24 protein-coding genes are annotated in these 24793 nt (G+C 57.2%); 3 read left to right on the forward strand and 21 right to left on the reverse strand.

The features are described 5' to 3' along the window. Positions 1-59 precede the first annotated feature (59 nt). The 16 genes from glmS to mnmG all read right to left on the reverse strand — a co-directional run bounded on the left by glmS (position 60) and on the right by mnmG (position 15882). On the reverse strand, positions 60-1892 hold the full coding sequence (gene glmS, locus GIW79_RS08970; RefSeq protein WP_054898302.1) for a glutamine--fructose-6-phosphate transaminase (isomerizing): 1833 nt from the start codon (positions 1890-1892) through the stop codon (positions 60-62). Between the two features lie 10 nt (positions 1893-1902). Continuing rightward, positions 1903-2670 carry a DeoR/GlpR family DNA-binding transcription regulator gene (locus GIW79_RS08975; RefSeq protein WP_003195822.1) on the reverse strand — a complete coding sequence of 256 codons (768 nt, stop codon included), beginning with the start codon at positions 2668-2670 and terminating at the stop codon, positions 1903-1905. A 238-nt stretch (positions 2671-2908) separates the two neighbouring features. After that, entirely contained in the window at positions 2909-4276 is a 1368-nt protein-coding gene (gene glmU / locus GIW79_RS08980) for a bifunctional UDP-N-acetylglucosamine diphosphorylase/glucosamine-1-phosphate N-acetyltransferase GlmU (RefSeq protein ID WP_198862139.1), read from the reverse strand. A 123-nt stretch (positions 4277-4399) separates the two neighbouring features. Then, complete coding sequence (locus GIW79_RS08985) at positions 4400-4816, reverse strand: F0F1 ATP synthase subunit epsilon (RefSeq protein ID WP_003195825.1); 417 nt, start codon at positions 4814-4816, stop codon at positions 4400-4402. A gap of 44 nt (positions 4817-4860) precedes the next feature. Further along, positions 4861-6237, reverse strand: coding sequence for a F0F1 ATP synthase subunit beta (gene atpD, locus GIW79_RS08990; RefSeq protein ID WP_003195827.1), 1377 nt, complete (start codon positions 6235-6237; stop codon positions 4861-4863). A 27-nt stretch (positions 6238-6264) separates the two neighbouring features. After that, on the reverse strand, positions 6265-7125 hold the full coding sequence (gene atpG, locus GIW79_RS08995; protein WP_003233565.1) for a F0F1 ATP synthase subunit gamma: 861 nt from the start codon (positions 7123-7125) through the stop codon (positions 6265-6267). A 50-nt stretch (positions 7126-7175) separates the two neighbouring features. Continuing rightward, positions 7176-8720: a F0F1 ATP synthase subunit alpha gene (gene atpA / locus GIW79_RS09000; protein ID WP_003195831.1), complete on the reverse strand. Its 1545-nt coding sequence runs from the start codon at positions 8718-8720 to the stop codon at positions 7176-7178. A 21-nt stretch (positions 8721-8741) separates the two neighbouring features. Continuing rightward, positions 8742-9278 carry a F0F1 ATP synthase subunit delta gene (locus GIW79_RS09005; protein ID WP_003195833.1) on the reverse strand — a complete coding sequence of 179 codons (537 nt, stop codon included), beginning with the start codon at positions 9276-9278 and terminating at the stop codon, positions 8742-8744. Positions 9279-9290: 12 nt separating this feature from the next. Beyond that, on the reverse strand, positions 9291-9761 hold the full coding sequence (locus GIW79_RS09010; RefSeq protein ID WP_003195835.1) for a F0F1 ATP synthase subunit B: 471 nt from the start codon (positions 9759-9761) through the stop codon (positions 9291-9293). Positions 9762-9817: 56 nt separating this feature from the next. Continuing rightward, positions 9818-10075, reverse strand: coding sequence for a F0F1 ATP synthase subunit C (gene atpE / locus GIW79_RS09015; protein WP_002555987.1), 258 nt, complete (start codon positions 10073-10075; stop codon positions 9818-9820). A 133-nt stretch (positions 10076-10208) separates the two neighbouring features. Next, positions 10209-11078, reverse strand: a complete 870-nt coding sequence (gene atpB, locus GIW79_RS09020) for a F0F1 ATP synthase subunit A (protein ID WP_003195886.1) — start codon at positions 11076-11078, stop codon at positions 10209-10211. A gap of 16 nt (positions 11079-11094) precedes the next feature. After that, positions 11095-11502: a F0F1 ATP synthase subunit I gene (locus GIW79_RS09025; protein WP_010565865.1), complete on the reverse strand. Its 408-nt coding sequence runs from the start codon at positions 11500-11502 to the stop codon at positions 11095-11097. Between the two features lie 148 nt (positions 11503-11650). Beyond that, entirely contained in the window at positions 11651-12523 is an 873-nt protein-coding gene (locus GIW79_RS09030; RefSeq protein ID WP_127880315.1) for a ParB/RepB/Spo0J family partition protein, read from the reverse strand. Positions 12524-12532: 9 nt separating this feature from the next. Then, positions 12533-13330, reverse strand: coding sequence for a ParA family protein (locus GIW79_RS09035; RefSeq protein WP_005792605.1), 798 nt, complete (start codon positions 13328-13330; stop codon positions 12533-12535). Between the two features lie 18 nt (positions 13331-13348). Further along, positions 13349-13993, reverse strand: a complete 645-nt coding sequence (rsmG, locus tag GIW79_RS09040) for a 16S rRNA (guanine(527)-N(7))-methyltransferase RsmG (RefSeq protein WP_003195893.1) — start codon at positions 13991-13993, stop codon at positions 13349-13351. Continuing rightward, positions 13990-15882, reverse strand: coding sequence for a tRNA uridine-5-carboxymethylaminomethyl(34) synthesis enzyme MnmG (gene mnmG, locus GIW79_RS09045; protein ID WP_072445717.1), 1893 nt, complete (start codon positions 15880-15882; stop codon positions 13990-13992). Before mnmG ends, rsmG begins: the two co-directional genes overlap by 4 nt. Before the next feature lie 541 nt (positions 15883-16423). On the opposite strand from mnmG, the gene GIW79_RS09050 reads away from it, so the two are divergent. The 3 genes from GIW79_RS09050 to GIW79_RS09060 all read left to right on the forward strand — a co-directional run bounded on the left by GIW79_RS09050 (position 16424) and on the right by GIW79_RS09060 (position 20400). After that, complete coding sequence (locus tag GIW79_RS09050) at positions 16424-16930, forward strand: sigma-70 family RNA polymerase sigma factor (RefSeq protein WP_057975203.1); 507 nt, start codon at positions 16424-16426, stop codon at positions 16928-16930. Then, complete coding sequence (locus GIW79_RS09055; RefSeq protein WP_236453048.1) at positions 16930-17874, forward strand: FecR domain-containing protein; 945 nt, start codon at positions 16930-16932, stop codon at positions 17872-17874. The genes GIW79_RS09050 and GIW79_RS09055 overlap by 1 nt, the downstream gene beginning before the upstream one ends. A 135-nt stretch (positions 17875-18009) precedes the next feature. Then, positions 18010-20400: a TonB-dependent siderophore receptor gene (locus GIW79_RS09060; protein ID WP_371262602.1), complete on the forward strand. Its 2391-nt coding sequence runs from the start codon at positions 18010-18012 to the stop codon at positions 20398-20400. A gap of 18 nt (positions 20401-20418) precedes the next feature. On the opposite strand, the gene mnmE is transcribed toward GIW79_RS09060, so the two are convergent. The 5 genes from mnmE to rpmH all read right to left on the reverse strand — a co-directional run bounded on the left by mnmE (position 20419) and on the right by rpmH (position 24347). Further along, positions 20419-21789, reverse strand: coding sequence for a tRNA uridine-5-carboxymethylaminomethyl(34) synthesis GTPase MnmE (gene mnmE / locus GIW79_RS09065; protein ID WP_014720595.1), 1371 nt, complete (start codon positions 21787-21789; stop codon positions 20419-20421). A 79-nt stretch (positions 21790-21868) separates the two neighbouring features. Beyond that, positions 21869-23551, reverse strand: coding sequence for a membrane protein insertase YidC (yidC, locus tag GIW79_RS09070; RefSeq protein WP_054898311.1), 1683 nt, complete (start codon positions 23549-23551; stop codon positions 21869-21871). Positions 23552-23553: 2 nt separating this feature from the next. Next, positions 23554-23799, reverse strand: a complete 246-nt coding sequence (gene yidD, locus GIW79_RS09075) for a membrane protein insertion efficiency factor YidD (RefSeq protein WP_019816912.1) — start codon at positions 23797-23799, stop codon at positions 23554-23556. After that, positions 23792-24199 (reverse strand): ribonuclease P protein component, encoded by a 408-nt coding sequence (gene rnpA / locus GIW79_RS09080; protein WP_020302575.1) that lies wholly within the window; start codon positions 24197-24199, stop codon positions 23792-23794. Before rnpA ends, yidD begins: the two co-directional genes overlap by 8 nt. 13 nt (positions 24200-24212) lie before the next feature. Beyond that, positions 24213-24347 (reverse strand): 50S ribosomal protein L34, encoded by a 135-nt coding sequence (rpmH, locus tag GIW79_RS09085; RefSeq protein ID WP_003213577.1) that lies wholly within the window; start codon positions 24345-24347, stop codon positions 24213-24215. Positions 24348-24793: the final 446 nt, after the last annotated feature.

Raw genomic sequence — 24793 nt, forward strand, 5'->3', positions numbered from 1 at the left:
ATTGTTTTGTGTCAATCTTTATTGTTAAAAACCACCCCTATTGGGTACGTCAGTAAGGCTTATTCCACCGTCACCGACTTCGCCAGATTACGCGGCTGGTCAACGTCGGTGCCTTTGAGCACGGCCACGTAGTACGACAGCAACTGCAGCGGGATGGTGTAGAGGATCGGCGACAGCGTGTCGTGGATATGCGGCATGTTGATGACGTGGGTGCCTTCACCGTTAGTCATGCCGGCTTTTTCATCTGCGAAAACGATCAGTTGGCCGCCACGGGCGCGTACTTCCTGCAGGTTGGATTTGAGCTTCTCCAGCAGTTCGTTGTTCGGCGCCACGGTAACCACTGGCATGTCGTCGTCCACCAGGGCCAATGGGCCGTGCTTCAGTTCGCCGGCCGGGTAGGCTTCGGCGTGGATGTACGAGATCTCCTTGAGTTTCAGCGAGCCTTCCATCGCCACCGGGTACTGCGCGCCACGGCCGAGGAACAGGGTGTGGTTCTTGTCGGCAAACAGCTCGGCGACTTTTTCCACAGTGCTGTCCATGGCCAGGGCTTCGCCCAAGCGAGTTGGCAGGCGGCGCAGCTCTTCTACCAGGGTGGCTTCAACACCTTCGGCGAGGGTGCCGCGCACTTGGCCCAAGGACAGGGTCAGCAGCAACAGGCCCACCAGTTGGGTGGTGAAGGCTTTGGTGGAGGCCACGCCGATTTCGCGACCGGCCTGGGTCAGCAGGGTCAGGTCGGATTCACGCACCAGGGAGCTGATGCTGACGTTGCAGATCGCCAGACTGCCGAGGAAGCCCAGCTCCTTGGCGTTGCGCAAGGCAGCCAGGGTGTCGGCGGTTTCACCGGACTGGGAGATGGTCACGAACAGGGTGTCGGGCTGCACCACCACCTTGCGGTAGCGGAACTCGCTGGCGACTTCGACCTGGCAGGGGATGCCGGCCAGTTCTTCCAACCAGTAACGCGCCACCATACCGGCGTGGTAGCTGGTGCCACAGGCGACGATTTGCACATTGCGCACTTTGGCGAACAGTTCGGCGGCTTGCGGGCCGAAAGCGTTCACCAATACTTGGTTCTGGCTCAGGCGACCTTCCAGGGTGCGCTGTACCACGGACGGCTGCTCGTGGATTTCCTTGAGCATGAAGTGGCGGAACTCGCCTTTGTCGGCGGCTTCGGCACCGTCGCGGTATTGCACGGCTTCGCGCTCGACGGACTGACCATTCACATCCCAGATCTGCACGCTTTCACGGCGGATGTCGGCAATGTCGCCTTCTTCCAGATACATGAAGCGGTCGGTCACTTGGCGCAGGGCCAGTTGGTCGGAGGCAAGGAAGTTCTCGCCCAGGCCCAGGCCGATCACCAATGGGCTGCCACTGCGTGCGGCAACCAGGCGGTCAGGCTGGCTGGCGCTGATCACGGCCAGGCCGTAGGCGCCATGCAGTTCCTTGACCGTGGCCTTGAGGGCGGTGGTCAGGTCGCTTTGATCCTTGAGCTTGTGGTTGAGCAGGTGGGCGATCACTTCGGTGTCAGTGTCCGAGGTGAACACATAGCCTAGGCCCTTGAGCTGTTCACGCAGCACTTCGTGGTTTTCGATGATGCCGTTGTGCACCACGGCCAGGTCGCCGGAGAAGTGCGGGTGAGCGTTACGCTCGCACGGTGCACCGTGGGTGGCCCAACGGGTGTGGGCAATGCCCAGGCGGCCTGCCAGCGGCTCACCGGCCAGGGCTTGGTCCAGTTCGCTGACCTTGCCCGGGCGGCGCATGCGCTCCAGCTTGCCGGCGTTGGTGAAGACGGCCACACCGGCGCTATCGTAGCCGCGGTATTCGAGGCGCTTGAGGCCTTCGATCAGGATGGCAGTAACGTTACGTTCGGCGACTGCGCCAACAATTCCACACATGGTGTTTCTCCTAGATGATTGCCGCGCATATCAGCGTAATGCCGCGGGCTTGGATCTGGTCGCGGGCCTCGAGCGGCAGGCGATCATCGGTAATAAGGGTATGGACGCTGCTCCAGGGCAGTTCCAGGTTGGGAATCTTGCGGCCGATCTTGTCGGATTCGACCATCACCACCACTTCACGGGCGACCTCGGCCATCACACGGCTCAAGCCCAGCAGTTCGTTGAAGGTAGTGGTACCGCGCTGCAGGTCGATGCCATCGGCACCGATGAACAGCTGGTCAAAGTCATAGGAACGCAGCACCTGCTCAGCGACCTGGCCCTGGAACGAATCCGAATGTGGGTCCCAGGTACCCCCGGTCATCAACAGCACCGGCTCGTGTTCCAATTCGCTCAAGGCGCGGGCCACGTTCAGGGAGTTGGTCATCACCACCAGGCCCGGCTGATGGCCCAGTTCGGGAATCATCGCGGCGGTAGTGCTGCCGCTGTCGATGATGATGCGCGCATGTTCACGCAAACGCTTCACGGCTGCACGGGCGATGGCGCGCTTGTAGGCCGAGATGGGCTGGGCAGCGTCGCCCACCAGCTCTTGGGGCATAGTGATTGCACCGCCGTAGCGACGCAGGAGCAAGCCGTTACTTTCGAGGGCAGCAAGGTCCTTGCGGATGGTCACTTCCGAAGTTTCGAAATGTTTGGCCAACTCGTCCACGCTGACTTCGCCCTGCTCGTTGAGCAAGGTGAGGATATTGTGGCGTCGCTGGGGGGTGTTTCGTTTCGACATGGTAGTGATAAGTTTCGTTTCGAAATATAGCGAAGGCAATCAAAACCTATTGGGGAAAGATCGTCAAGAGGCGGAAGGCATTTTTGTAGAGCTTTCGGGCATGCCACTAAACAACTGTGGGAGCTGGCTTGCCTGCGATAGCGGCATGTCAGGCGACATCATGATGAATGTCAGACCGCTATCGCAGGCAAGCCAGCTCCCACAGGAGTGAGTCTCAACCTATCGAGTTGTGGATAACTCAGCTCTTTTTGATCTTGACCGGGCGTTTCCAGCCGTCGATGTTGCGTTGGCGAGCGCGGGCAACGGCCAGTTGGGACTTATCCACATCCTGGTTGATGGTCGAGCCCGCTGCGGTGTTGGAACCATCACCGATGGTCACGGGAGCAACCAGCGAGTTATTGGACCCGATGAACACGTCTTCACCAATGGTGGTCTGGTACTTGTTGGCACCGTCATAGTTGCAGGTGATGGTGCCAGCGCCGATGTTGGTGCGTGCGCCGATGACGGCATCGCCCAGATAAGTCAGGTGGCCGACTTTGGCGCCTTCGCCGAGGTGAGCGTTTTTCAGTTCGACAAAGTTACCCACATGGGCCTTGGCCCCCAACTCGCTACCCGGACGCAAGCGCGCAAACGGCCCGGCATCGCTGCCCTCACCCATCACGGCACCGTCGATATGGCTGTTGGCCTTGACCACCACGCCTTTGCGCAAGGTGCTGTCCTTGATCACGCAGTTCGGACCGATGACCACACCGTCTTCAATGATCACGCGGCCTTCGAGGATCACATTGATATCGATCAGGACGTCGCGGCCCACCGTGACTTCGCCACGTACATCGAAACGCGCCGGGTCTCGCAGGGTCACGCCCTGGGCCATCAGGCGCAGGCCTTCGCGCAGTTGATAGTGACGTTCCAGCTCTGCCAGTTGTTTGCGGTCGTTGGCGCCCTGCACTTCCATCGGATGGTGGGGCTGCTCGGTGGCGACCAGCAGGCCATCGCTGACGGCCATCTCGATGACGTCTGTGAGGTAATACTCGCCTTGGGCATTGTTGTTGGACAGGCGGCTCATCCAGTCGGCGAGCTTGTTGGCGGGCACGGCGAGAATGCCGGTATTTCCTTCAGTAATCGCGCGCTGGGCTTCGCTGGCATCTTTGTGTTCAACGATGGCAGCCACCTTGCCGTCGGCGTTGCGCACAATGCGGCCGTAGCCCGTAGGGTCATCCAGCTCAACGGTCAGCAGGCCCATCTGGCCAGGCACCACGTGCTTGAGCAGGCGTTGCAAGGTTTCCACTTCAATCAGCGGGACATCGCCGTAGAGGATCAATACCGTGTCCGCAGTGATGAAAGGCACAGCCTGCGCGGTCGCGTGGCCGGTGCCCAGTTGCTTGTCTTGCAATACGAAATTCAGATCGTCCGCAGCCAGACGCTCACGGACCACGTCGGCACCGTGGCCAATCACCACATGAATATGTTGTGGGTCCAACTGGCGGGCACTGTGGATAACATGGCCCAGCATGGAGTTGCCGGCAACCGGATGCAGTACCTTGGGCAGGGCTGAACGCATGCGGGTGCCCTGGCCTGCGGCGAGAATGACGATTTCAAGAGACATGAATGGCTACCAATCCTGGGCGGTCCGGGTTCAGACCAAAGAAGTGTTTTGCAAAAAAAGAAAAAGGGTAGCCGAGGCTACCCTTTTTAATCAATCACGCATGAAACAAAACGGCGACGCCGCTTACTTCTTGCGGATCTGCTGGAGAGTACGCAGCTGGGCTGCGGCCTCGGCCAGACGGACTGCAGCAGCGCTGTAGTCGAAGTCTGCGCCTTTTTCGTTCAGCGCCTTCTCGGCAGCCTTGACGGCTTCCTGAGCGGAGGCTTCATCCAGGTCGCCAGCACGTTGCACGGTGTCGGCAAGTACCTTGACCATGTTCGGCTGAACCTCGAGGAAACCACCGGAGATGTAAAACACCTCACGTTCCCCGCCTTGCTTGGTCAGAGTGATCGGACCTGGCTTCAAGCTTGTGATCAGCGGGGCGTGACCCATGGCGATACCAAGATCACCCAGGTCACCGTGCGCTGTTACAAACTCGACCAGACCGGAGAAAATTTCTCCTTCCGCGCTGACGATATCGCAATGGACTGTCATAGCCATCTGATTGCCTCAACCTGATGAGCGCCCGTTTCCGGGCGCCAGGATTACAGTTTCTTGGCTTTCTCGATCGCTTCTTCGATGCCGCCGACCATGTAGAACGCTTGTTCTGGCAGGTGGTCGTAGTCACCGTTGAGGATGCCTTTGAAGCCAGCAATGGTGTCTTTCAGGGAAACGTATTTACCCGAGGCACCGGTGAAGACTTCAGCCACGAAGAACGGCTGCGACAAGAAACGCTGGATCTTACGAGCACGGTTTACCAACTGCTTGTCGGCTTCCGACAGCTCGTCCATACCCAGGATCGCAATGATGTCCTTCAGTTCTTTGTAACGCTGCAGCACGTACTGAACGCCGCGAGCGGTGTCGTAGTGCTCCTGGCCGATCACGTTCGGGTCCAGCTGGCGCGAAGTCGAGTCGAGTGGATCGACCGCTGGGTAGATACCCAGGGAAGCGATGTCACGGGACAGAACAACGGTGGCGTCCAAGTGGGCGAAGGTGGTGGCTGGCGACGGGTCGGTCAAGTCATCCGCAGGTACGTATACCGCTTGGATCGAGGTGATCGAACCTTCCTTGGTCGAAGTGATACGCTCTTGCAGAACGCCCATCTCTTCAGCCAGGGTCGGCTGGTAACCTACTGCCGAAGGCATACGGCCCAGCAGTGCGGATACTTCAGTACCGGCCAGGGTGTAACGGTAGATGTTGTCGACGAACAGCAGAACGTCGTTACCTTCGTCACGGAACTTCTCGGCCATGGTCAGGCCAGTCAGGGCTACGCGCAGACGGTTTCCCGGCGGCTCGTTCATCTGACCGTAAACCAGTGCCACTTTGTCCAGAACGTTGGAGTCCTTCATCTCGTGGTAGAAGTCGTTACCCTCACGAGTACGCTCACCAACACCTGCGAACACGGAATAACCGCTGTGCTCGATGGCGATGTTACGGATCAGTTCCATCATGTTTACGGTCTTGCCTACACCGGCACCACCGAACAGACCGACTTTACCGCCTTTGGCGAACGGGCAAACCAGGTCGATAACCTTGATGCCGGTTTCCAGCAGGTCGTTGCCGCCCGCTTGTTCTGCGAACGAAGGTGCTGCGCGGTGAATGCCCCAGCGCTCTTCGGTGGCAATCGGGCCAGCTTCGTCGATCGGGTTGCCCAGTACGTCCATGATCCGGCCCAGAGTCGCTTTACCGACCGGTACGGAGATGGCAGCGCCAGTGTCGACAACGTCCAGACCGCGCTTCAAGCCTTCGGTGGAACCCATCGCAATGGTACGAACTACGCCGTCGCCCAGCTGCTGCTGAACTTCCAGGGTAGTTTCCGCGCCTTGTACTTTCAGCGCGTTATAGATGCTCGGTACGCTGTCGCGTGGAAATTCCACGTCGATAACGGCGCCGATGATTTGAACGATACGTCCGCTACTCATAGCTGGATCCTCTGAATATTTGAACCGTTAAACCGCGGCAGCGCCGCCGACGATTTCCGAGATCTCTTGGGTGATCGCAGCCTGACGCGCCTTGTTGTAGATCAGCTGCAAATCGCTGATCAGATCACCGGCGTTATCGGTAGCGTTTTTCATCGCGATCATCCGCGCCGCTTGTTCAGCTGCGTTGTTCTCGACCACCGCCTGGTACACCTGCGACTCCACGTAGCGCACCATCAAGCCGTCAAGCAGCTCTTTGGCGTCTGGTTCGTAGAGGTAGTCCCAGTGGTGCTTGAGTTCCTGATCCGGAGTCGCCACCAGTGGAATCAATTGCTCCACGGTTGGCTGCTGGGTCATGGTGTTGATGAACTTGTTGGATACCACGGAGAGGCGGTCAATACGGCCTTCCAGGTACGCATCCAGCATCACCTTCACACTGCCGATCAAATCATTGATCGACGGCTCTTCACCCAGGTGGCTGATAGCTGCAACGACGTTACCGCCGAAGTTGCGGAAAAAGGCCGCACCCTTGCTACCAACAACACACAGATCAATCTCGACGCCGTTTTCGCGGTTTACCGCCATGTCCTTGACCAGGGCCTTGAACAGGTTGGTATTCAGACCACCGCACAAACCACGGTCACTGCTCACTACCACATAACCCACACGCTTGACGGCGCGGTCGATCATGAACGGGTGGCGGTATTCCGGGTTGGCGTTGGCCAGATGCCCAATTACCTGGCGGATACGCTCCGCATAAGGACGGCTAGCAGCCATGCGCATTTGTGCCTTGCGCATTTTGCTGACCGCCACTTTTTCCATGGCGCTGGTAATTTTTTGCGTGCTTTTGATGCTCGCAATCTTACTGCGAATCTCTTTTGCGCCTGCCATGTAACACCTATCAGGTTAGCAAGCGGGAGCCTTGCGGCTCCCGCTGCGGCTTACCAGGTTTGGGTGGCCTTGAACTTCTCGATACCGGCTTTCATGCCAGCGTCGATATCGTCATTGAAGTCACCCTTCACGTTGATCTTCGCCATCAATTCGGCGTGATCGCGGTTGAAGTAAGCAATCAGCGCTTGTTCAAAGCTGCCGACCTTGGCGATTTCAACGTCGGTCAGGAACCCACGCTCAGCGGCATACAGCGACAACGCCATGTCAGCGATCGACATTGGGGCGTATTGCTTCTGCTTCATCAGCTCGGTAACGCGCTGACCATGCTCAAGTTGCTTACGGGTCGCTTCGTCCAGGTCAGAAGCGAACTGGGCGAATGCCGCCAGTTCACGATACTGAGCCAGAGCGGTACGGATACCACCGGAGAGCTTCTTGATGATCTTGGTCTGAGCGGCACCACCCACACGGGATACCGAAACACCGGCGTTCACTGCAGGGCGGATGCCCGAGTTGAACATGGCCGATTCCAGGAAGATCTGACCGTCAGTGATGGAAATCACGTTGGTCGGAACGAACGCGGAAACGTCGCCAGCCTGGGTTTCGATGATCGGCAGTGCGGTCAGGGAACCGGTTTTGCCGGTCACTGCGCCGTTGGTGAACTTCTCTACGTACTCTTCGGAAACGCGGGATGCGCGCTCCAGCAGACGGGAGTGGAGATAGAACACGTCGCCTGGGTAAGCTTCACGGCCTGGTGGACGGCGCAGCAGCAGGGAAATCTGGCGATAAGCCACTGCTTGCTTGGACAGATCGTCATAAACGATCAGCGCGTCTTCACCGCGGTCGCGGAAGAATTCACCCATGGTGCAGCCGGAGTACGGTGCCAGGAATTGCAGCGCAGGAGATTCCGAAGCACTGGCAGCCACGATGATCGTGTTGGCCAGGGCGCCGTTTTCTTCCAGCTTGCGAACTACGTTGGCGATGGTCGATTGCTTCTGACCGATGGCTACGTAGACGCAGAAAATGCCGCTGTCTTTCTGGTTGATGATCGCGTCGATGGCCAGAGCGGTTTTACCGATCTGACGGTCACCGATGATCAGCTCACGCTGGCCACGGCCGACCGGGATCATGGCATCGACAGCCTTGTAGCCAGTCTGTACAGGCTGGTCTACCGACTTACGCCAGATCACGCCTGGAGCAACTTTCTCGACCGCGTCGGTCTCGGTGTTGCCCAGTGGACCTTTACCGTCAACAGGGTTACCCAGTGCGTCGACTACGCGACCCAGCAGTTCCTTACCAACCGGAACTTCCAGGATGCGGCCTGTGCACTTGGCGCTCATGCCTTCAGCCAGACTGGTGTATGCGCCCAATACAACGGCACCTACGGAGTCTTGCTCCAGGTTGAGGGCCATACCGTAGACGCCGCCCGGAAACTCGATCATCTCGCCGTACATTACGTCGGCCAGACCGTGAATCCGCACGATGCCGTCAGATACGCTGACGACAGTGCCTTCGTTACGGGCTTGGGAGGTCACATCGAGCTTGTCGATGCGGCCCTTGATAATTTCACTTATTTCGGAAGGATTGAGTTGCTGCATTGCTCTGCTGCCCCTTCAAACTCAAGATTTCAATGCTTCGGCAAGTTTCGCGATTTTGCCGCGAATCGAGCCATCGATAACCAGGTCGCCGGCACGGATAACAACACCACCAATAAGCGATGCGTCCTCCGAAGCTTGCAGGCGCACTTCCCGATTGAGTCGTGCACTGAGAACCTTGGCGAGTTTGTCTTGCTGTTCTTGGTTCAATGCGAAAGCACTGGTCACTTCAACGTCTACCGATTTCTCTGCTTCGGCCTTGTACAGGTCGAACAGAGCGGCGATCTCCGGCAATAGCGGGAGACGGTCGTTTTCGGCAATGACGTGGATGAAGTTCTGCACCTTCACATCAAACTTGTCGCCGCACACTTCAATAAAAGTGGCGGCCTTGTCTGCGCTCGTCAGGCGCGGGGCCTTGAGCACGCGCTGCATGGTGTCGTCTTGCGACACTGCTGCAGCCAGGCCGAGCATGGCTGACCAAGAGGCCAGCTGCTGGTGGGCCTGGGCGTGCTCGAAGGCTGCCTTAGCGTAAGGTCGGGCCAACGTGGTCAGTTCTGCCATGATCGCCCTCGCTTAAATTTCAGCAGCCAGTTTGTTAACCAGCTCCGCGTGCGCGTTTTGATCGATTGTGGCACCGAGGATCTTCTCAGCACCGCCAACGGCCAGAGCACCCAGTTGGGCACGCAGCGCGTCTTTGACACCGTTCAGTTCCTGTTCGATCTCGGCATGAGCCGAAGCCTTCACACGGTCAGCTTCGACGCGGGCTTTTTCAACAGCCTCTTCGACGATCTGGTTACCGCGTTTCTTGGCTTGCTCAATGATCTCGGCTGCCTGTGCTTTAGCTTCGCGCAGTTGCTGACCCACTTTCTCGTGGGCCAACTCCAGGTCGCGAGCTGCACGGCTGGCAGCGTCCAAACCATCCGCGATCTTCTTCTGACGTTCGTGCAAAGCCGCGATGACCGGAGGCCACACGAACTTCATGCAAAACACTACAAAAATGAAGAACGCAACGGATTGGCCAATCAGGGTTGCATTAATGTTCACGCCAACACCTCGCTCATTCGTTGTCCATCACCCCAATCACTCGAAAAGTCGAGTGATTAGCCAGCGAGTTGACCAACGAAGGGGTTCGCGAAGGTGAAGAACAGTGCGATACCAACGCCGATCATGGTCACGGCGTCGAGCAGGCCGGCGACGATGAACATTTTAACTTGCAGCATTGGAACCATTTCTGGCTGACGCGCTGCGCCTTCCAGGAATTTGCCGCCCAGCAGGCCGAAACCAATGGCAGTACCCAGGGCGCCCAGGCCGATCAACAGTGCAACAGCGATAGCGGTTAGACCAACTACAGTTTCCATCTTTCCTCCCGACTTTTACGTCGTATGGTTTAGGTTTTTTAGATTTTAAAGCGGTAAAACAAATCGTTTCATAGCCCTGTTGGGCCACCTTCCCGTTTGACCGGGAAGGACATCAGACTAGTCGAGACTGGTCTTAATGGTTCTCTTCGTGCGCCATCGACAGGTAGACGATGGTCAGCATCATGAAGATGAAGGCCTGCAGGGTAATGATCAGGATGTGGAACACAGCCCACGCCCACTGCAGAACTACGCCCAGGCCGCTAAGCCAGAGCAGACCGCTGCCGAACATCACAGCGATCAGAATGAACACCAGCTCGCCGGCATACATGTTGCCGAACAGTCGCAGAGCCAGGGAAATCGGCTTGGCGATCAGGGTGACGAATTCCAGCAGGAAGTTCACCGGGATCAGCAGGGCTTGAACGAAGATGTTCTTGCTGCCGAACGGGTGCAGGGTCAGTTCGCCGATGAAGCCGCCGATGCCCTTGACCTTGATGCTGTAGAAAATGATCAGCGCGAATACCGACAGAGCCATGCCCAGTGTGGCGTTCGGGTCAGTGGTGGATACGGCGCGGAATGGAATGTGCGGGTCGCCGGAGATCGCCATGGCCAACTGAGGAATCCAGTCCACCGGAATCAGGTCGACGGCGTTCATCAGGAACACCCAGACGAAGATGGTCAGTGCCAGCGGTGCAATCACCGGGCTACGGCCATGGAAGCTGTCTTTCACGCTGCCATCGACGAATTCGACCAATACTTCAACGAAGTTCTGCAAAGCACCTGGCTGACCGGAAGTCGCCTTCTTTGCCGCCATGCGGAAAATCAGAACGAAGATCAGGCCCAATGCGACCGACCAACCCAGAGTATCCAGGTGGAAAGCCCAGAAACCCATTTCTTTGGCTTCTGCTGCGGTGTGGGCAAAGCCCCAGCCGCCATTAGGAAGCTGACCGAAGGTCAGGTTCTGCAAGTGGTGCTGGATATAGCCCGAAGCGGTTGTTTCTGCCATGGTTGCCTCAAACGCCCTAAGGTTTCGAAAGTCTTGTTTTCATTAGCAGGGGAGCGAACCAGCTGACCAGTTGGGTCAACACGAAGACGCCGAATACAGCCAGCGGCGCCAATGGCTTCACACCTGCAAAGGTCAGTGCAAACAGCACTGCCGTCAAAATCAGTTTCCCCGCCTCGCCGGCATAAAAAGACCGGACGATAGCCTGGGCTGCTCGGGCGCCGGAAAACCGAAAGGCCCTGTGAGCAAAATACATATTGGGCAGCAAGGCTATCAGGCCTCCGCAGAGTCCTGAATACCCGGCTACGACTCCATGCCAATACCAAAGCGCCAATGCGGCGATCAGCAAAATGACAAATTGAGCCAGTAGAACCGGAAAAACAGCCAAGCGATGGAACGGCAACGTGTTTGGCGTGCGGGTTTCCATCACTCTTGCTCCTCAATGGTCGGCTGCCGGAAATCAATAACTTGGCATAATTTGTGCCGACAAAATGCGCGCAGAGTATAGGGGCGGTTCAGCCCCTATTCAACTGTCGGGTAGTGATTTCCGATCACGCGCTACATAAGCAAATGTTTCAGCGGATGTGGGCAAGGACGCCTTGAAGCTCGTCAAGGGAGTTATATCCGATGACCAATTGCCCTTTGCCCTTCTTGCCGTGACGAATTTGCACCGCAGAGCCCAGGCGCTCGGCCAGGCGCTGCTCGAGTCGCGCGATATCCGGATCAGCTTTGGCGGTTTCGACCGGTGCAGGTTTGCCGCTGAGCCACTGGCGCACCAGCGCTTCAGTCTGACGCACGGTCAGGCCTCGTGCGACAACGTGTCGCGCCCCTTCAACCTGTTGATTTTCCGGCAAACCGAGCAACGCACGGGCATGGCCCATTTCCAGGTCGCCGTGGGACAACATGGTCTTTATCACTTCCGGCAGCGCGATCAAACGCAACAAGTTGGACACGGTGACGCGGGACTTGCCCACTGCCTCGGCCACTTGTTGCTGGGTGAGCTGGAATTCCTGCTGCAAACGCTGCAACGCAATCGCTTCTTCGATCGGGTTGAGGTCTTCACGCTGGATATTCTCGATCAACGCCATGGCGATCGCGGTTTCATCCGGTACATCGCGCACCATCGCCGGGATGGTTTCCTTGCCGGCCTGCTGGCTGGCACGCCAGCGGCGCTCCCCGGCGATGATCTCAAAGCGGCCACCGCCAATGGGGCGCACCACGATGGGCTGCATCACGCCCTGGGCCTTGATCGAGTTGGACAGTTCTTCCAGGGCCTGGGGGTCCATGTCCCGACGTGGCTGGTATTTGCCCCGCTGGATCAGGTCCAGCGGCAAGTGCTGCAGCTCGCGCTCGTCGGCCTGCACCGCTTGTTCTTCAAGCGATGTGACGGTCGGACCACTCAACAGTGCATCCAGTCCACGTCCGAGACCTCGTTTCTTGACGGCCATGGGGATTCCTTAAGTTGGCTGGGCTGCAGCGGTGCGTGAATTACGGCGTTGGCGACGAACCATCTCGCCAGCCAATGCCAGGTAGGCAATGGCACCACGCGAGGATTTGTCGTACGCCAGCGCGGGCATGCCATAGCTTGGCGCTTCGGCCAGGCGGATGTTGCGTGGAATCACGGTGTCGTACAACTGATCGCCAAAGTGCTCCTTGAGCTGCGCCGATACATCGTTCATCAGGCTCAGGCGCGGGTCATACATCGTACGCAGCAGGCCTTCGACTTTCAGGTTCGGGTTGAGCAACTCGGCAATTCGCTTGATGTTATCCACAAGGTCGCTCAAGCCTTCGAGAGCGAAGTACTCGCACTGCATGGGGATAATTACCCCATCGGCGGCAACCAGCGCGTTAAGCGTGAGCATCGACAGCGACGGTGGGCAGTCGATCAAAATGTAATCGTAGTTTTCGCGAATGGGCGCCAGGGCGCTGCGCAGACGGCTTTCTTTCATCTGCATTTCCAGCAGCACCACTTCCGCCGCGGTCAGATCGCGGTTGGCCGGCAGCAGTTGGTAACCGCCGTGCTCGGAATAGTGCATGGCCTGGGCCAGGTCGCATTCGCCAATCAGCAAATCGTAGACCGAGTTTTCCAGGCCGTGTTTATCCACACCGCTACCCATGGTGGCGTTGCCCTGTGGATCGAGATCGATCAACAGCACCCGACGCTTGGTCGCGACCAGGGATGCTGCGAGGTTGATACAGGTGGTGGTTTTACCCACGCCACCTTTCTGGTTCGCTATCGCGAATACCTTAGCCATTCTTGCTTGTGTTCCCAATCATGCCGTGCGGCGCAGTATCAGCAGATGGCGTTGGCCTTGGCAACCAGGTACGGCCAAGGCGTGTTCGCTATCGAGGTGGAAGTCTGCCGGCAATGCTAACAGCTCGTCGCTTGGATGAACGCCCTTCATTGCCAACCAGCGGGTATCACGGTCGCCCAGGTGGCGTGTCCAGTTGCTGAAGTTCTCCATGCTGCTGAACGCCCGAGACACGATCCCGTTGAAAGGCAGTTCAGGCGTGAATGCTTCGACACGACTGTGGATAACTTGCAGGTTATCCAGCTTGAGTTCGAGTTTGACCTGGGTCAGGAAGCGGGTTTTCTTGCCGTTGCTGTCCAGGCAGGTCACGTGGGACTCGGGAAACAGGATCGCCAACGGGATGCCAGGCATGCCGCCGCCGCTGCCCACATCGAGCCAACGGCCATTTTCGATAAACGGCATCACGCTGAGGCTGTCGAGCAAATGCCGCGACACCATCTCGTCTGGGTCACGCACTGCTGTCAGGTTGTAAGCCTTGTTCCATTTGATCAACAGGGCCAGGTAGCCCAGCAGTAGCTCATGCTGGGCTTCGGTCAGGGCTACGCCCAACTGACGCGCTCCTGTGGATAACTCTTCGGCGTGTTGCGAGGTGACCAACGAACTCAAGCGCTTTGCTCCAACTGACGGCCCGCGCCGCGTTTTTTCAAATGAATCATCAACAGCGAGATGGCTGCCGGAGTGACGCCAGGGATACGTGAAGCCTGCCCGAGGGTTTCCGGCCGAGTTATCCCCAACTTGCTTTGAATTTCCTTCGACAACCCGGAAATCCCGCTGTAGTCGATATCCACAGGCAGTTTGGTGTCTTCACTGGCTCGCAGCCGGGCGATCTCGTCCTGCTGGCGATCAATGTAGCCTGCGTATTTGGTCTTGATTTCAACCTGTTCAGCAACCTGTGGGTCTTCTGCGCCCTGGCCAGTCACTTCGACCAGACCAGCGTAGTCGATTTCCGGGCGGGAAAGCAGGTTGAGCAAGTTGTACTCATGGGTCAACGGCGTGCCGAATTTTTCTGCAATGGCGTCGCCTTGCTCCGTGCCCGGGCGAACCCAGGTACTTTTCAGACGCTGTTCTTCGAGCGCAATGCTTTCGCGTTTTTTGCAGAAGGCCGCCCAGCGGGCGTCATCGACCAGGCCCAGCTCGCGACCTTTTTCGGTCAAGCGCAGGTCGGCGTTGTCTTCGCGCAGGATCAGACGGTATTCCGCCCGAGATGTGAACATCCGGTACGGTTCCTGGGTACCCAGGGTAATCAGGTCGTCGACCAATACGCCGATGTAGGCTTCATCGCGACGCGGGCACCAGCTGTCTTTGCCTTGTGCACGCAATGCTGCGTTGGTCCCGGCCAGCAAACCTTGGGCCCCGGCTTCTTCATAACCGGTAGTGCCGTTGATTTGGCCGGCGAAGAACAGGCCGCCGATCACTTTGGTTTCCAGGCTGTATTTCAGGTCGCGCGGGTCGAAGTAGTCGTACTCGATGGCGTAGCCCGGACGCACGATGTGCGCGTTTTCCATACCGCGAATCGACTGCACGATCTGGATTTGCACATCGAACGGCAGCGAAGTGGAAATTCCGTTGGGGTACAGCTCGTGGGTGGTCAAGCCTTCGGGTTCGATAAAGACCTGGTGGCTTTCCTTGTCGGCAAAGCGGTGGATCTTGTCTTCGATCGACGGGCAATAACGCGGGCCAATGCCTTCGATCACCCCGGAATACATCGGCGAACGATCAAGGTTCGCGGCAATGATTTCGTGGGTTCGGGCGTTGGTGTGGGTAATCCAGCAGCTGACCTGTTTCGGGTGCTGTTCTTTGGAACCCATGAACGACATGACCGGGATCGGCGTGTCGCCGGCTTGCTCGGTCATCATCGAGAAATCCACAGAACGCCCATCAATGCGTGGCGGGGTTCCGGTTTTCAAACGGCCGACGCGCAGCGGTAGTTCACGCAGACGTTTTGCCAAGGCAATCGACGGCGGGTCACCGGCACGACCACCGGAATAATTTTGCATACCGATGTGGATAAGTCCGCCGAGGAACGTGCCCGTGGTCAGTACGACCGAATCTGCATGAAAACGCAGACCCATTTGCGTAACGACACCGCGTACCTGGTCCTGCTCGACGATCAAGTCATCGGCGGCCTGCTGAAATATCCACAGGTTCGGCTGGTTTTCCAGGGTTTCGCGTACCGCTGCCTTGTACAGGATGCGGTCGGCCTGAGCCCGGGTAGCACGTACGGCCGGGCCTTTGCGGCTGTTGAGCACGCGAAATTGAATACCACCCTTGTCGGTGGCCATCGCCATTACCCCGCCAAGGGCATCGATTTCCTTGACCAGATGGCTTTTGCCAATCCCGCCAATTGCGGGGTTGCAACTCATGGCACCGAGGGTTTCCACGTTATGCGTCAGCAACAGGGTTTTTACGCCCATGCGTGCTGACGCCAGTGCTGCCTCGGTACCGGCATGACCGCCGCCGATGACGATCACTTCAAAACGGGAAGGGAAATCCACCACGCACCTCGTGCCTGCTTATGTAGGTAATCAGGAATTGTTTGTTGAAAGGGTTCTACAGCTTTGGCGGCAAGTATAGGGACTTCGCCCTTCCTAAAGAACCCTTTGCACAAAATTTAACCAGCTGTGGATGAATCACAGACAATAGAAATTAAAAGAGAGAAATTTATTAAATCTTTGTTTTTATGTTTATTTATACTGAGCAACATTTCTGTGGATAGATCTCTGCAGGCCTTTATTTTCAATGTGTACAGAGATTCAAAACGTTGTGGTCATCTGCCGATGAGGCCCTTGGATAAGTGCTTTAAGCCTGTGGATTAAACGACTGGTTATCCACAGGTGGGTTTTTACTCAGGTTTCAGGCCCTGTTATCAACTGGGCACAACCGCGGTTATTCACAGGGCTTAATCCACAGAAACGGCCGATTTCGTCCACGGCAAAGCTGGGAATTAATCCCGGGTGGGACAAAAACAGATCTATTGTGGGAAAACACTGGGCCAGTTAATAATAGCGATTATCATTAACCTACCTTGTCGCGACTATGCCTTCCTCCTCACATACCGCAGCGGTCCAGCACATCTATGAACAGCACCATTCGTGGTTGCGCGGATGGCTCAAGGGAAAATTGCATAACGCCAGCGATGCAGCCGATGTGGCCCACGATACGTTCGTGCGCATGCTCGGTGGATGTCACGCAGCGCAGATCCGTGAACCACGGGACTATCTGACGACCATCGCCAGGGGTCTGGTGATTGACCGCTACCGGCGGCACGCCATCGAGCAGGCCTACAGGCAAACCCTGGCAGAGCGTCCCGAAACCACAGCTATCAGTGAAGAAGACAAGGCAATCATCATCGAAACCCTAGTGGCTGTGGATAAAGCGCTGTCTGGCCTGGGTGAGCGGGCACGGCGAATTTTCGTGCTCGCACAGATTGAAGGGCTGACTTATCAACAGATCGCCGATCAACTGCAGGTATCGCTGACCACGGTGAAGAAACACATGATCCGCGCCCTCACCGAATGCTCCCTGATCATGGCCAGCCGGTAATGGTCAGCCCCGACCGCAAGACGTTCGAGGCCGCTGCCAGTTGGTACGTGCAATTTCAGTCGCAACCACCGACGCCCGCACAACATCAAGCCTGGCAGCAGTGGCTTAATCGTGACCCATCCCACCAGGCGGCTTGGAACCAGATGGAGCAGTTGCAGCGCAGCCTTGGAGCCCTGTCCCCTGACCTCACACGCCGCGCGTTGTCCACCACGCAACAGCGGCGCCAGGTCCTCAAGTGGATGCTGGTGCTCGGCGGCAGTGGCTATCTGGGGTGGAACGTCCAGCAACATACGTCGCTGGGCAACATATGGGCTGATTACCGCACGTCGGTGGGCCAGAGGCGACGCATCGAGCTGGCGGATGGCACGCAGATCAATCTCAATACTCATACCGCTATCGATGTGGCATTTGATGGGCGACAACGTTTGATCCGTCTGCGCGAGGGTGAAGTGCTTATCCACACCGGCACACGGGGTGGGCACTTACCGTTTTATGTCGAAACTCGCCAAGGCCGGGTCCAGGCGCTGGGCACTCGGTTTACTGTGCGCCAACTGCCGGACGCCACGCGGGTTGGTGTCTTGGAAGAACGGGTTGAGATATCCCCCGGCGACCAACCCGAACTTCGCCGCACTATTGGCGCGGGTGAGAGCGCAGAGTTTGATCGGCGCAATGTGCGCGCTGCCCAGCGATATGGCGGAGTACAGGGCGCCTGGGTCGATGGCCAACTGATCGTGCTCGATGCTCGGCTGGGAGAAGTTATCGATGAGTTGGCGCGCTATCGGCCGGGCGTATTGCACTGCGACCCAGCCTCTGCAGGCCTACGCGTTTCCGGGACCTTCCGTCTGGACTCAACCGATGCCGTCCTCACTAACCTGCAAGCGAGCCTGCCGATTCAAGTGAAATACTTTACGCGCTATTGGGTGTCGGTCACCCGAATCGGCTGATCGAAAAAATAATCCACAGAGGGTTATCTTTTTTTGACCTGGTGCGGCCCTACAGGTAATCACGACGCTACCTTCAGGGCTTACTCACCTATGCGCCTTCCCACCCCGCTCCGCAAACGACTTTCCTGCCACAGCATGACCTACGGTCTGCAGTTCATCACCGCTACCACCGGTGTGTTGTTAGCCACCGCCGTCACGGCCGCCAGCGCAACGCAATACTATGCAATTGCCGCTGGCCCGCTGGACAATGCGTTGAGCCAGTTTGCTGCCAGGGCCAATGTGATTCTGTCCTTCTCCCCCCAGCAAACCGCGCGTTTGAATACGCCGGGGCTGCAAGGTGACTATTCGGTGGACCAGGGCTTTGCGCTGCTGCTGCAGAACTCGGACCTGCAGGCGGTCGCACAAGCTCCCGGCAGCTATGTATTACAGGCGGCCCCTGCTGGCCGACTCACGTTGGCACCCACCACTGTGAGCACTTATCAACAGGGCGGCTTCAATCAAGAGATCGCCGGGGATGTAGGCTACAAGGCGCAGAACAGCCGGATCGGCACGAAGACCAGCACACCGCTGTCCGAGACTCCGCGTTCGGTGTCCGTTGTCACTGGCCAGCGTATCAAGGACCAGAAATCTCAAACCCTGACAGACGTGTTGGGCTACGTACCGGGAATCTTCGCCCCACCGTTCGCTGCGGGCGACGGCTTGGCAGGCGATCTGTTTTTCATTCGCGGTTTCAATGCCACGGATTACGGCTACGGCCTGCTGCGAGATGGCCTGCGAGTTCAAGGCAATCGATACGACACCACCAGCGAACCCTACGGCCTGGAACGGGTCGAGATTTTCCGCGGCCCGTCTTCCCTGCTCTACGGTGAAAACGCACCCGGTGGTTTGGTTAATCTGGTGAGTAAACACCCGACTGCAACCCCGCAAGGCGAGGTGCAGGTGAATTATGGTTCGAATAATCGACGCCAGTTGGGTGTGGATATCTCGGGCCCGCTCAACGACAGTGACAATATTCTGGGCCGGGTGGTGATGCTGGGGCGTAAATCCGACACACAGACCGATCACGTCCCGGACGATCGTCTATATATCGCGCCATCCCTGACCCTGAACTTCGACGACTACAACACCCTGACGCTGCTGGCCAACTACCAGAAAGACCATACCAACCTGGAACTTGGCCTACCCGCCGCCGGTACGCTGCTTACAAATCCCAACGGGAAGCTGTCCAAACACACCCTACTGGGCAATCCGGACTGGAACACATTTGAACGCGAAGCGTGGAGCACCAGCTATGAGTTCAGCCACAGCTTCAATGATGACTGGCAGTTCCGTCAGAACTCGCGCTATATGCAGTCACGCATCAACCGGCACGAAACCTGGCCTGGCTCATTGAATAACGGTGGCTTCGGCACCCGGCTGAACATGAACGCCTATGACCGCTACAACAAATCGATGGTCTATTCCCTGGATAACCAGCTCGAAGGCAAGTTCCAGTTGGGCAGTGTGGAAAACACAGTGCTATTGGGCGCCAGCTATGACCGAACCTCGTTCAATCAAGACTGGGATGCGGGTTTCGCCGGCACCATCGATGTGTATAACCCGGTGTACCTGCGCGACCCGCTCACTCCCCTGGCAGTGCAAAACACTTTGCTTGAACAGCAGATGAAAGGGGTTTATGCACAGATCCAAAGCAAATACGACCATTGGCTCTTTCTGCTCGGAGGCCGCCAGGATTGGGTCGACAGCAATTACCGAGACAAGGTCAAGCCATCGAGCAATATCAACTCACAGGATCGTAAATTCACTTACCAGGGCGGGGTGATGTACCAGTTCGACAACGGCCTTACGCCGTATGTCAGCTATTCCACCGCGTTTGTCCCCGTGCAGCAGATCTCCAACGCCGGCTCGCCGTTGAAACCGATCACCAGCAGCCAATATGAAGTGGGCGTTAAGTACGAACCGATCGGCTGGGATACGGCGATGACCGTGTCGGTGTATGACCTGCGCAAGCAGGACGATACCTACCTCGATGCCACCACCAACAGCTATCGCCAAGTCGGTGAAAGTCGCGCCAAGGGCGTGGAAGTCGAGGTCAACAGCAACATCAGCTCCAACTTCAACGTGACGGCGGCCTATACCTACACTGACGCCCGGATAACCAAGGATTCGGCCACTTCGCTGGTAGAAGGCCGTCAGATGACAGGCGTGCCGCGTAACCAGGCTTCGGTGTGGGGCAAATATCGCTTTCTCGACGGCCAACTCAAGGGTTTCTCCCTGGGCGGCGGGGTGCGCTATTTCGACAGTACCTTTTCCTACACCCCGCCTACGCTCTACGGGAAGCTGGACGCAGGAAGCGTCACCTTGGTGGATGCGGCACTGGGTTATCAGATCAACCCACACTGGTCGGTGGACCTGAACGCCAAGAACCTGTTCGACAAGGAATATGTATCCGGTTGCAACGATGCGGGGCGTTGCTATTGGGGTGACAGCCGTACCTTGCTCGGTACGGTGTCTTACAACTGGTAGACGAGGTGGATAACTCGGCTATTTGCCAATGCAAAAGCTGGAGAAAATCCGCCCCAGCAAATCATCCGAGCTGAAAGCGCCGGTGATTTCACCCAGCAGCTGCTGCGCCTGACGCAAATCTTCAGCCAGCAGCTCCCCAGCCCCCGCCAAGGTCAGCTGGGCCCGCCCGTGCTCCAGGGCCGCGCTGGCATGACGCAGCGCTTCCAGGTGCCTGCGCCGCGCACTGAAGCTGCTTTCCGAGGTCTGTTCGTAGCCCATGCATGCTTTAAGGTGCTCGCGCAGCAATTCCAGACCCTCGCCGGCCGATTTCGCGCTCAAGCTGATAGTGACGTGGCCATCTTCACTGGTTTCCAGGGCGATGGCTTCACCCGTAAGGTCGGCCTTGTTACGAATCAAGGTGACTTTGGCCGGGTCTGGCCGTTGTTCAAGAAATTCCGGCCACAAGGCAAAAGGATCCACAGCTTCAGGTGCAGTGGCATCCACCACCAGCAACACACGATCGGCTTCGCTGATCGCCTTGAGCGCACGTTCCACGCCGATCTTTTCCACCTGGTCGTCGGTATCGCGCAGACCTGCGGTGTCGACCACGTGCAGCGGCATACCGTCGATGTGGATATGTTCACGCAAGATATCCCGGGTAGTGCCGGCGATCTCGGTGACGATGGCCGCCTCGCGCCCTGCCAGAGCATTGAGTAGGCTGGATTTGCCGGCATTGGGCCGGCCGGCAATCACCACCGTCATACCATCGCGCAGCAAGGCGCCCTGCCCGGCTTCGCGCAGCACTGTGGATAACTCATCGCGGACTTTATCCAGCATCGCCAATACATGGCCATCCGCCAGGAAGTCTATTTCTTCTTCCGGAAAATCAATCGCGGCTTCGACGTAGATGCGCAGGCTGATCAGTTGCTCGGTCAAGTTATGCACACGCAGGGAAAAAGCCCCCTGCAATGAACGCAATGCGTTACGTGCAGCCTGTGCAGAACTGGCTTCGATCAAATCGGCGATGGCTTCGGCCTGGGCCAGGTCGAGCTTATCGTTCAAGAATGCGCGTTCGCTGAATTCCCCTGGTCTGGCCAGGCGGCAACCCAATTGCAAGCAGCGCTGCAGCAGCATGTCCAACACCACAGGACCACCGTGCCCTTGTAGTTCGAGGACATCTTCACCAGTGAACGAGTTTGGCCCTGGAAAATAGATGGCCAGCCCCTCGTCCAATACGCTGTGGTCGGCATCCAGGAACTGACCGTAATGGGCATAACGGGGTTTCAGCTCCCGGCCGCTGATAGCCTTGGCTGCCACGCCCGCCAATGGCCCGGAAATTCGAACGATGCCGACACCGCCCCGACCTTGAGCGGTAGCGACAGCAGCAATGGTTTCACGAGGAGCGCTCATCAGCGGGTTCCAGAACAAAAGTGACGGAAAGCAAAACGCCCCACTAGGGGGCGTCTTGAGTGGTTATCCACAGAGTAAATTACGCCTCGGCTTTTTTGGTAGCCGCTTCGATTTTACGTGTGATGTACCACTGTTGAGAGATCGACAACACGTTGTTGACCACCCAGTACAGTACCAAGCCAGCAGGGAACCACAGGAAGAAGAAGGTGAAGATGATTGGCATCATTTTCATTACCTTGGCCTGCATCGGATCCGGCGGGGTTGGGTTCAGACGCTGCTGGATAAACATGGTCGCGCCCATGATGATCGGCAGGATAAAGAACGGGTCTTTGATCGACAGGTCAGTTATCCACAGCATGAACGGCGCCTGGCGCATTTCAACGCTTTCCAGCAATACCCAGTAAAGCGACAGGAACACCGGCATCTGTACCAGAATCGGCAAGCATCCACCCAGCGGGTTGATCTTCTCTTTCTTGTACAACTCCATCATAGCCTGCGACATTTTCTGCCGGTCATCACCATGTTGTTCTTTCAGCGCGGCCAGTTTCGGGGCCACGGCACGCATACGCGCCATCGACTTGTAGCTGGCTGCCGACAGAGGGAAGAAAAGCCCTTTGATCAGCATGGTCAGGAAGATGATCGACCAGCCCCAGTTACCCACGATGCTGTGGATATGTTGCAACAGCCAGAAGATCGGCTGGGCAATGAACCACAGGAAGCCGTAGTCCACAGTCAATTCCAGGCCTGGGGACAACTCTTTCAGTACCGCCTGGCTTTTAGGACCGGCGTACAGGGTAGCGCTGGTTTCAGCCTTGGCACCTGGAGCAACGGTCAACGCCGGGCCAGTGAAGCCAATGATGTAATTGCCCTGGCTGTCCTTGCGGGTTTGAACCAGGTTCGCGTCACCCTTGTTCGGAATCCAGGCGGTCACGAAATAGTGCTGCAGCCACGCTACCCAGCCACCTTGGACGGTTTCTTTCAGCGTGCCCTTGTCGATATCTTTCATCGACACTTTTTTGTACGGCTCGTTACTTGTCCACAGGGCGGCGCCCAGGTAAGTGGCGGTGCCGGTGGCGGTGCTGGAAGACGGATCGGAGCTGGCGTCACGCTTGAGCTGGGCAAACAGGTTGCCACTCCAGGCTTTGTCGCTGGTGTTGTCGATCAGGTAAGTGACCTTCAAATCGTACAAACCGCGGGTAAAGCTGAAACGCTTGATGTAGTTGACACCGTCGAGGCTGAATTTCAGGTCGACGTTCAACTGGTTCTGGCCGTCTGCCAGTTGATAAGTCTTTTGTTCGGTCGAATAAACCGGACGACCGGTAGCACGTGCATCCGGACCATTGGTACCAGTCAGGCCGCTTTGTGCCAGATAAGTACGTTCACCGCCGTTATCGAACAGTTGGAACGGCACATCCGGATGGTCTTGGCGACGTGGATACAGCGGCAGCTTCAGCTGTGCGATATCACCACCCTGTGGGTCGATAGCCAACTCGAGCACATCCGTTTTCACGTGGATGAGGTCTTTGTTGGTGACCACTGGCGTTTCTAACGGGGCACTTGTCTCGCCATTCGCGCTGGGTACATCGGCACTCGCGGACGCATTGTTACCCAGCGGGGTGTCCGGAATAGCCGGCGCAGCCTGATTGGTAGCAACATTCTGAGTCGGCAGGGCAGCCTGACCGTAGTCCTGGTTCCATTTAAGGACCATGACATAGGACACGATTGCCAGGGCGACGATCAGGATTGTGCGTTTAATATCCATGATTACTCGGCCATCGAAGAAGAACGGGAGGTAGGGATAGGTGGAACCGGGTCATAACCACCGGGATTCCACGGATGACAGCGACCTAAACGACGAAAGGTCAGCCAGCCACCGCGCAGAAGACCATGATTTTCTATGGCCTCTAACGCGTAGCAGGAACAACTGGGGTAGAAACGACAGTGACTGGCCATCAGAGGACTAATGGCATAGCGATAAAACTGGATCGGAACGATTGCCAGTTTACGCATCAAGGCTGTCTACCCCTACAGTTTCGGTGCTGACTGCTGGTGCTGGCTTGTGGGTACGCGCCAAACGTTTCCAGAGCTTGCCGAAATGCTGAATCAATTCGGGGTTTTCTACATCACCCAAGCCTTTGCGCGCGACGATAACAATATCCCAACCAACCAGAGTGTCCTGGTGGAGGCGAAACGATTCGCGCATCAGACGCTTGAGGCGATTGCGCTCAACGGAGAGCTTTACGCTCTTCTTGCCGATCACCAACCCGAGACGGGGGTGATCAAGATCGTTGTTACGCGCAAGGAGCAGGAGATTTTTTCCCGGAACCTTGCCGGTGGGGGAGTCAAAGACTGCCTTGAAATGCCGGGGGGTTAGCAGACGCTTTTCCCGACTGAAGTCCTGACTCACCACCAGTACCGGATTATCAAACTGCCAGACGCGCACGACCTTTGGCGCGGCGACGCGACAGGACAGCACGGCCGTTCTTGGTAGCCATGCGAGCACGGAAGCCGTGAGTACGGGCGCGTTTGATGGTGCTTGGTTGGAAAGTACGTTTCATGGCGTTGTTACCTGGTTCGTCCACAACGGGCCGGAATGGCCCCCGTTTTAAGAGACCGGCGATTCTAGAGAAAGCAAGCCTCTAGGTCAATTTCCAACCAGCTTTTCCTTTAATTAGATGTCGACGGGGTCCTGACGCCCTTCTCCCCGTTTGGCTTCCATCCGGCATGCGATAGATATAAAAATAAAGAAGGAAGTTATTTAAAGCTTTTCTGTAAAGCTTATAAAAGCTAGGAGCGCGATCATCTGTGGATAACTGCCTTTAGCCCTTGTTCCACGTGGTGTACAGAGAATGACAACACGGGGGAGAAGCAGTGCTCTGCCTGTGCTGCGCTATCGGATAAGCTGTGTGTGGAACGGGCAGTTATCCACAGGCCAGTTACCCACAGACTTTTGACCCCACTTGTGCAACGAGCTCAGGTGGGTTTATCCACAGAGCTTATGCAC

This window comes from Pseudomonas sp. PA-7-1E, from assembly GCF_021605325.1.
Taxonomy (GTDB): Bacteria; Pseudomonadota; Gammaproteobacteria; order Pseudomonadales; family Pseudomonadaceae; genus Aquipseudomonas; species Aquipseudomonas fluorescens_BV.

What these genes read in the sequence shown, in the direction of transcription:
- glmS (WP_054898302.1), bottom strand. Translation starts at nt 1,892, where the DNA reads ATGTGTGGAATTGTTGGCGCAGTCGCCGAACGTAACGTTACTGCCATC.
- rpmH (WP_003213577.1), bottom strand. Translation starts at nt 24,347, where the DNA reads ATGAAACGTACTTTCCAACCAAGCACCATCAAACGCGCCCGTACTCAC.
- GIW79_RS08985 (WP_003195825.1), bottom strand. Translation starts at nt 4,816, where the DNA reads ATGGCTATGACAGTCCATTGCGATATCGTCAGCGCGGAAGGAGAAATT.
- GIW79_RS09050 (WP_057975203.1), top strand. Translation starts at nt 16,424, where the DNA reads ATGCCTTCCTCCTCACATACCGCAGCGGTCCAGCACATCTATGAACAG.
- GIW79_RS09055 (WP_236453048.1), top strand. Translation starts at nt 16,930, where the DNA reads ATGGTCAGCCCCGACCGCAAGACGTTCGAGGCCGCTGCCAGTTGGTAC.
- atpA (WP_003195831.1), bottom strand. Translation starts at nt 8,720, where the DNA reads ATGCAGCAACTCAATCCTTCCGAAATAAGTGAAATTATCAAGGGCCGC.
- atpB (WP_003195886.1), bottom strand. Translation starts at nt 11,078, where the DNA reads ATGGCAGAAACAACCGCTTCGGGCTATATCCAGCACCACTTGCAGAAC.
- atpD (WP_003195827.1), bottom strand. Translation starts at nt 6,237, where the DNA reads ATGAGTAGCGGACGTATCGTTCAAATCATCGGCGCCGTTATCGACGTG.
- GIW79_RS09060 (WP_371262602.1), top strand. Translation starts at nt 18,010, where the DNA reads ATGACCTACGGTCTGCAGTTCATCACCGCTACCACCGGTGTGTTGTTA.
- GIW79_RS09025 (WP_010565865.1), bottom strand. Translation starts at nt 11,502, where the DNA reads ATGGAAACCCGCACGCCAAACACGTTGCCGTTCCATCGCTTGGCTGTT.
- yidD (WP_019816912.1), bottom strand. Translation starts at nt 23,799, where the DNA reads ATGCGTAAACTGGCAATCGTTCCGATCCAGTTTTATCGCTATGCCATT.
- GIW79_RS09005 (WP_003195833.1), bottom strand. Translation starts at nt 9,278, where the DNA reads ATGGCAGAACTGACCACGTTGGCCCGACCTTACGCTAAGGCAGCCTTC.
- atpG (WP_003233565.1), bottom strand. Translation starts at nt 7,125, where the DNA reads ATGGCAGGCGCAAAAGAGATTCGCAGTAAGATTGCGAGCATCAAAAGC.
- GIW79_RS09030 (WP_127880315.1), bottom strand. Translation starts at nt 12,523, where the DNA reads ATGGCCGTCAAGAAACGAGGTCTCGGACGTGGACTGGATGCACTGTTG.
- mnmE (WP_014720595.1), bottom strand. Translation starts at nt 21,789, where the DNA reads ATGAGCGCTCCTCGTGAAACCATTGCTGCTGTCGCTACCGCTCAAGGT.
- glmU (WP_198862139.1), bottom strand. Translation starts at nt 4,276, where the DNA reads ATGTCTCTTGAAATCGTCATTCTCGCCGCAGGCCAGGGCACCCGCATG.
- atpE (WP_002555987.1), bottom strand. Translation starts at nt 10,075, where the DNA reads ATGGAAACTGTAGTTGGTCTAACCGCTATCGCTGTTGCACTGTTGATC.
- yidC (WP_054898311.1), bottom strand. Translation starts at nt 23,551, where the DNA reads ATGGATATTAAACGCACAATCCTGATCGTCGCCCTGGCAATCGTGTCC.
- GIW79_RS08975 (WP_003195822.1), bottom strand. Translation starts at nt 2,670, where the DNA reads ATGTCGAAACGAAACACCCCCCAGCGACGCCACAATATCCTCACCTTG.
- GIW79_RS09035 (WP_005792605.1), bottom strand. Translation starts at nt 13,330, where the DNA reads ATGGCTAAGGTATTCGCGATAGCGAACCAGAAAGGTGGCGTGGGTAAA.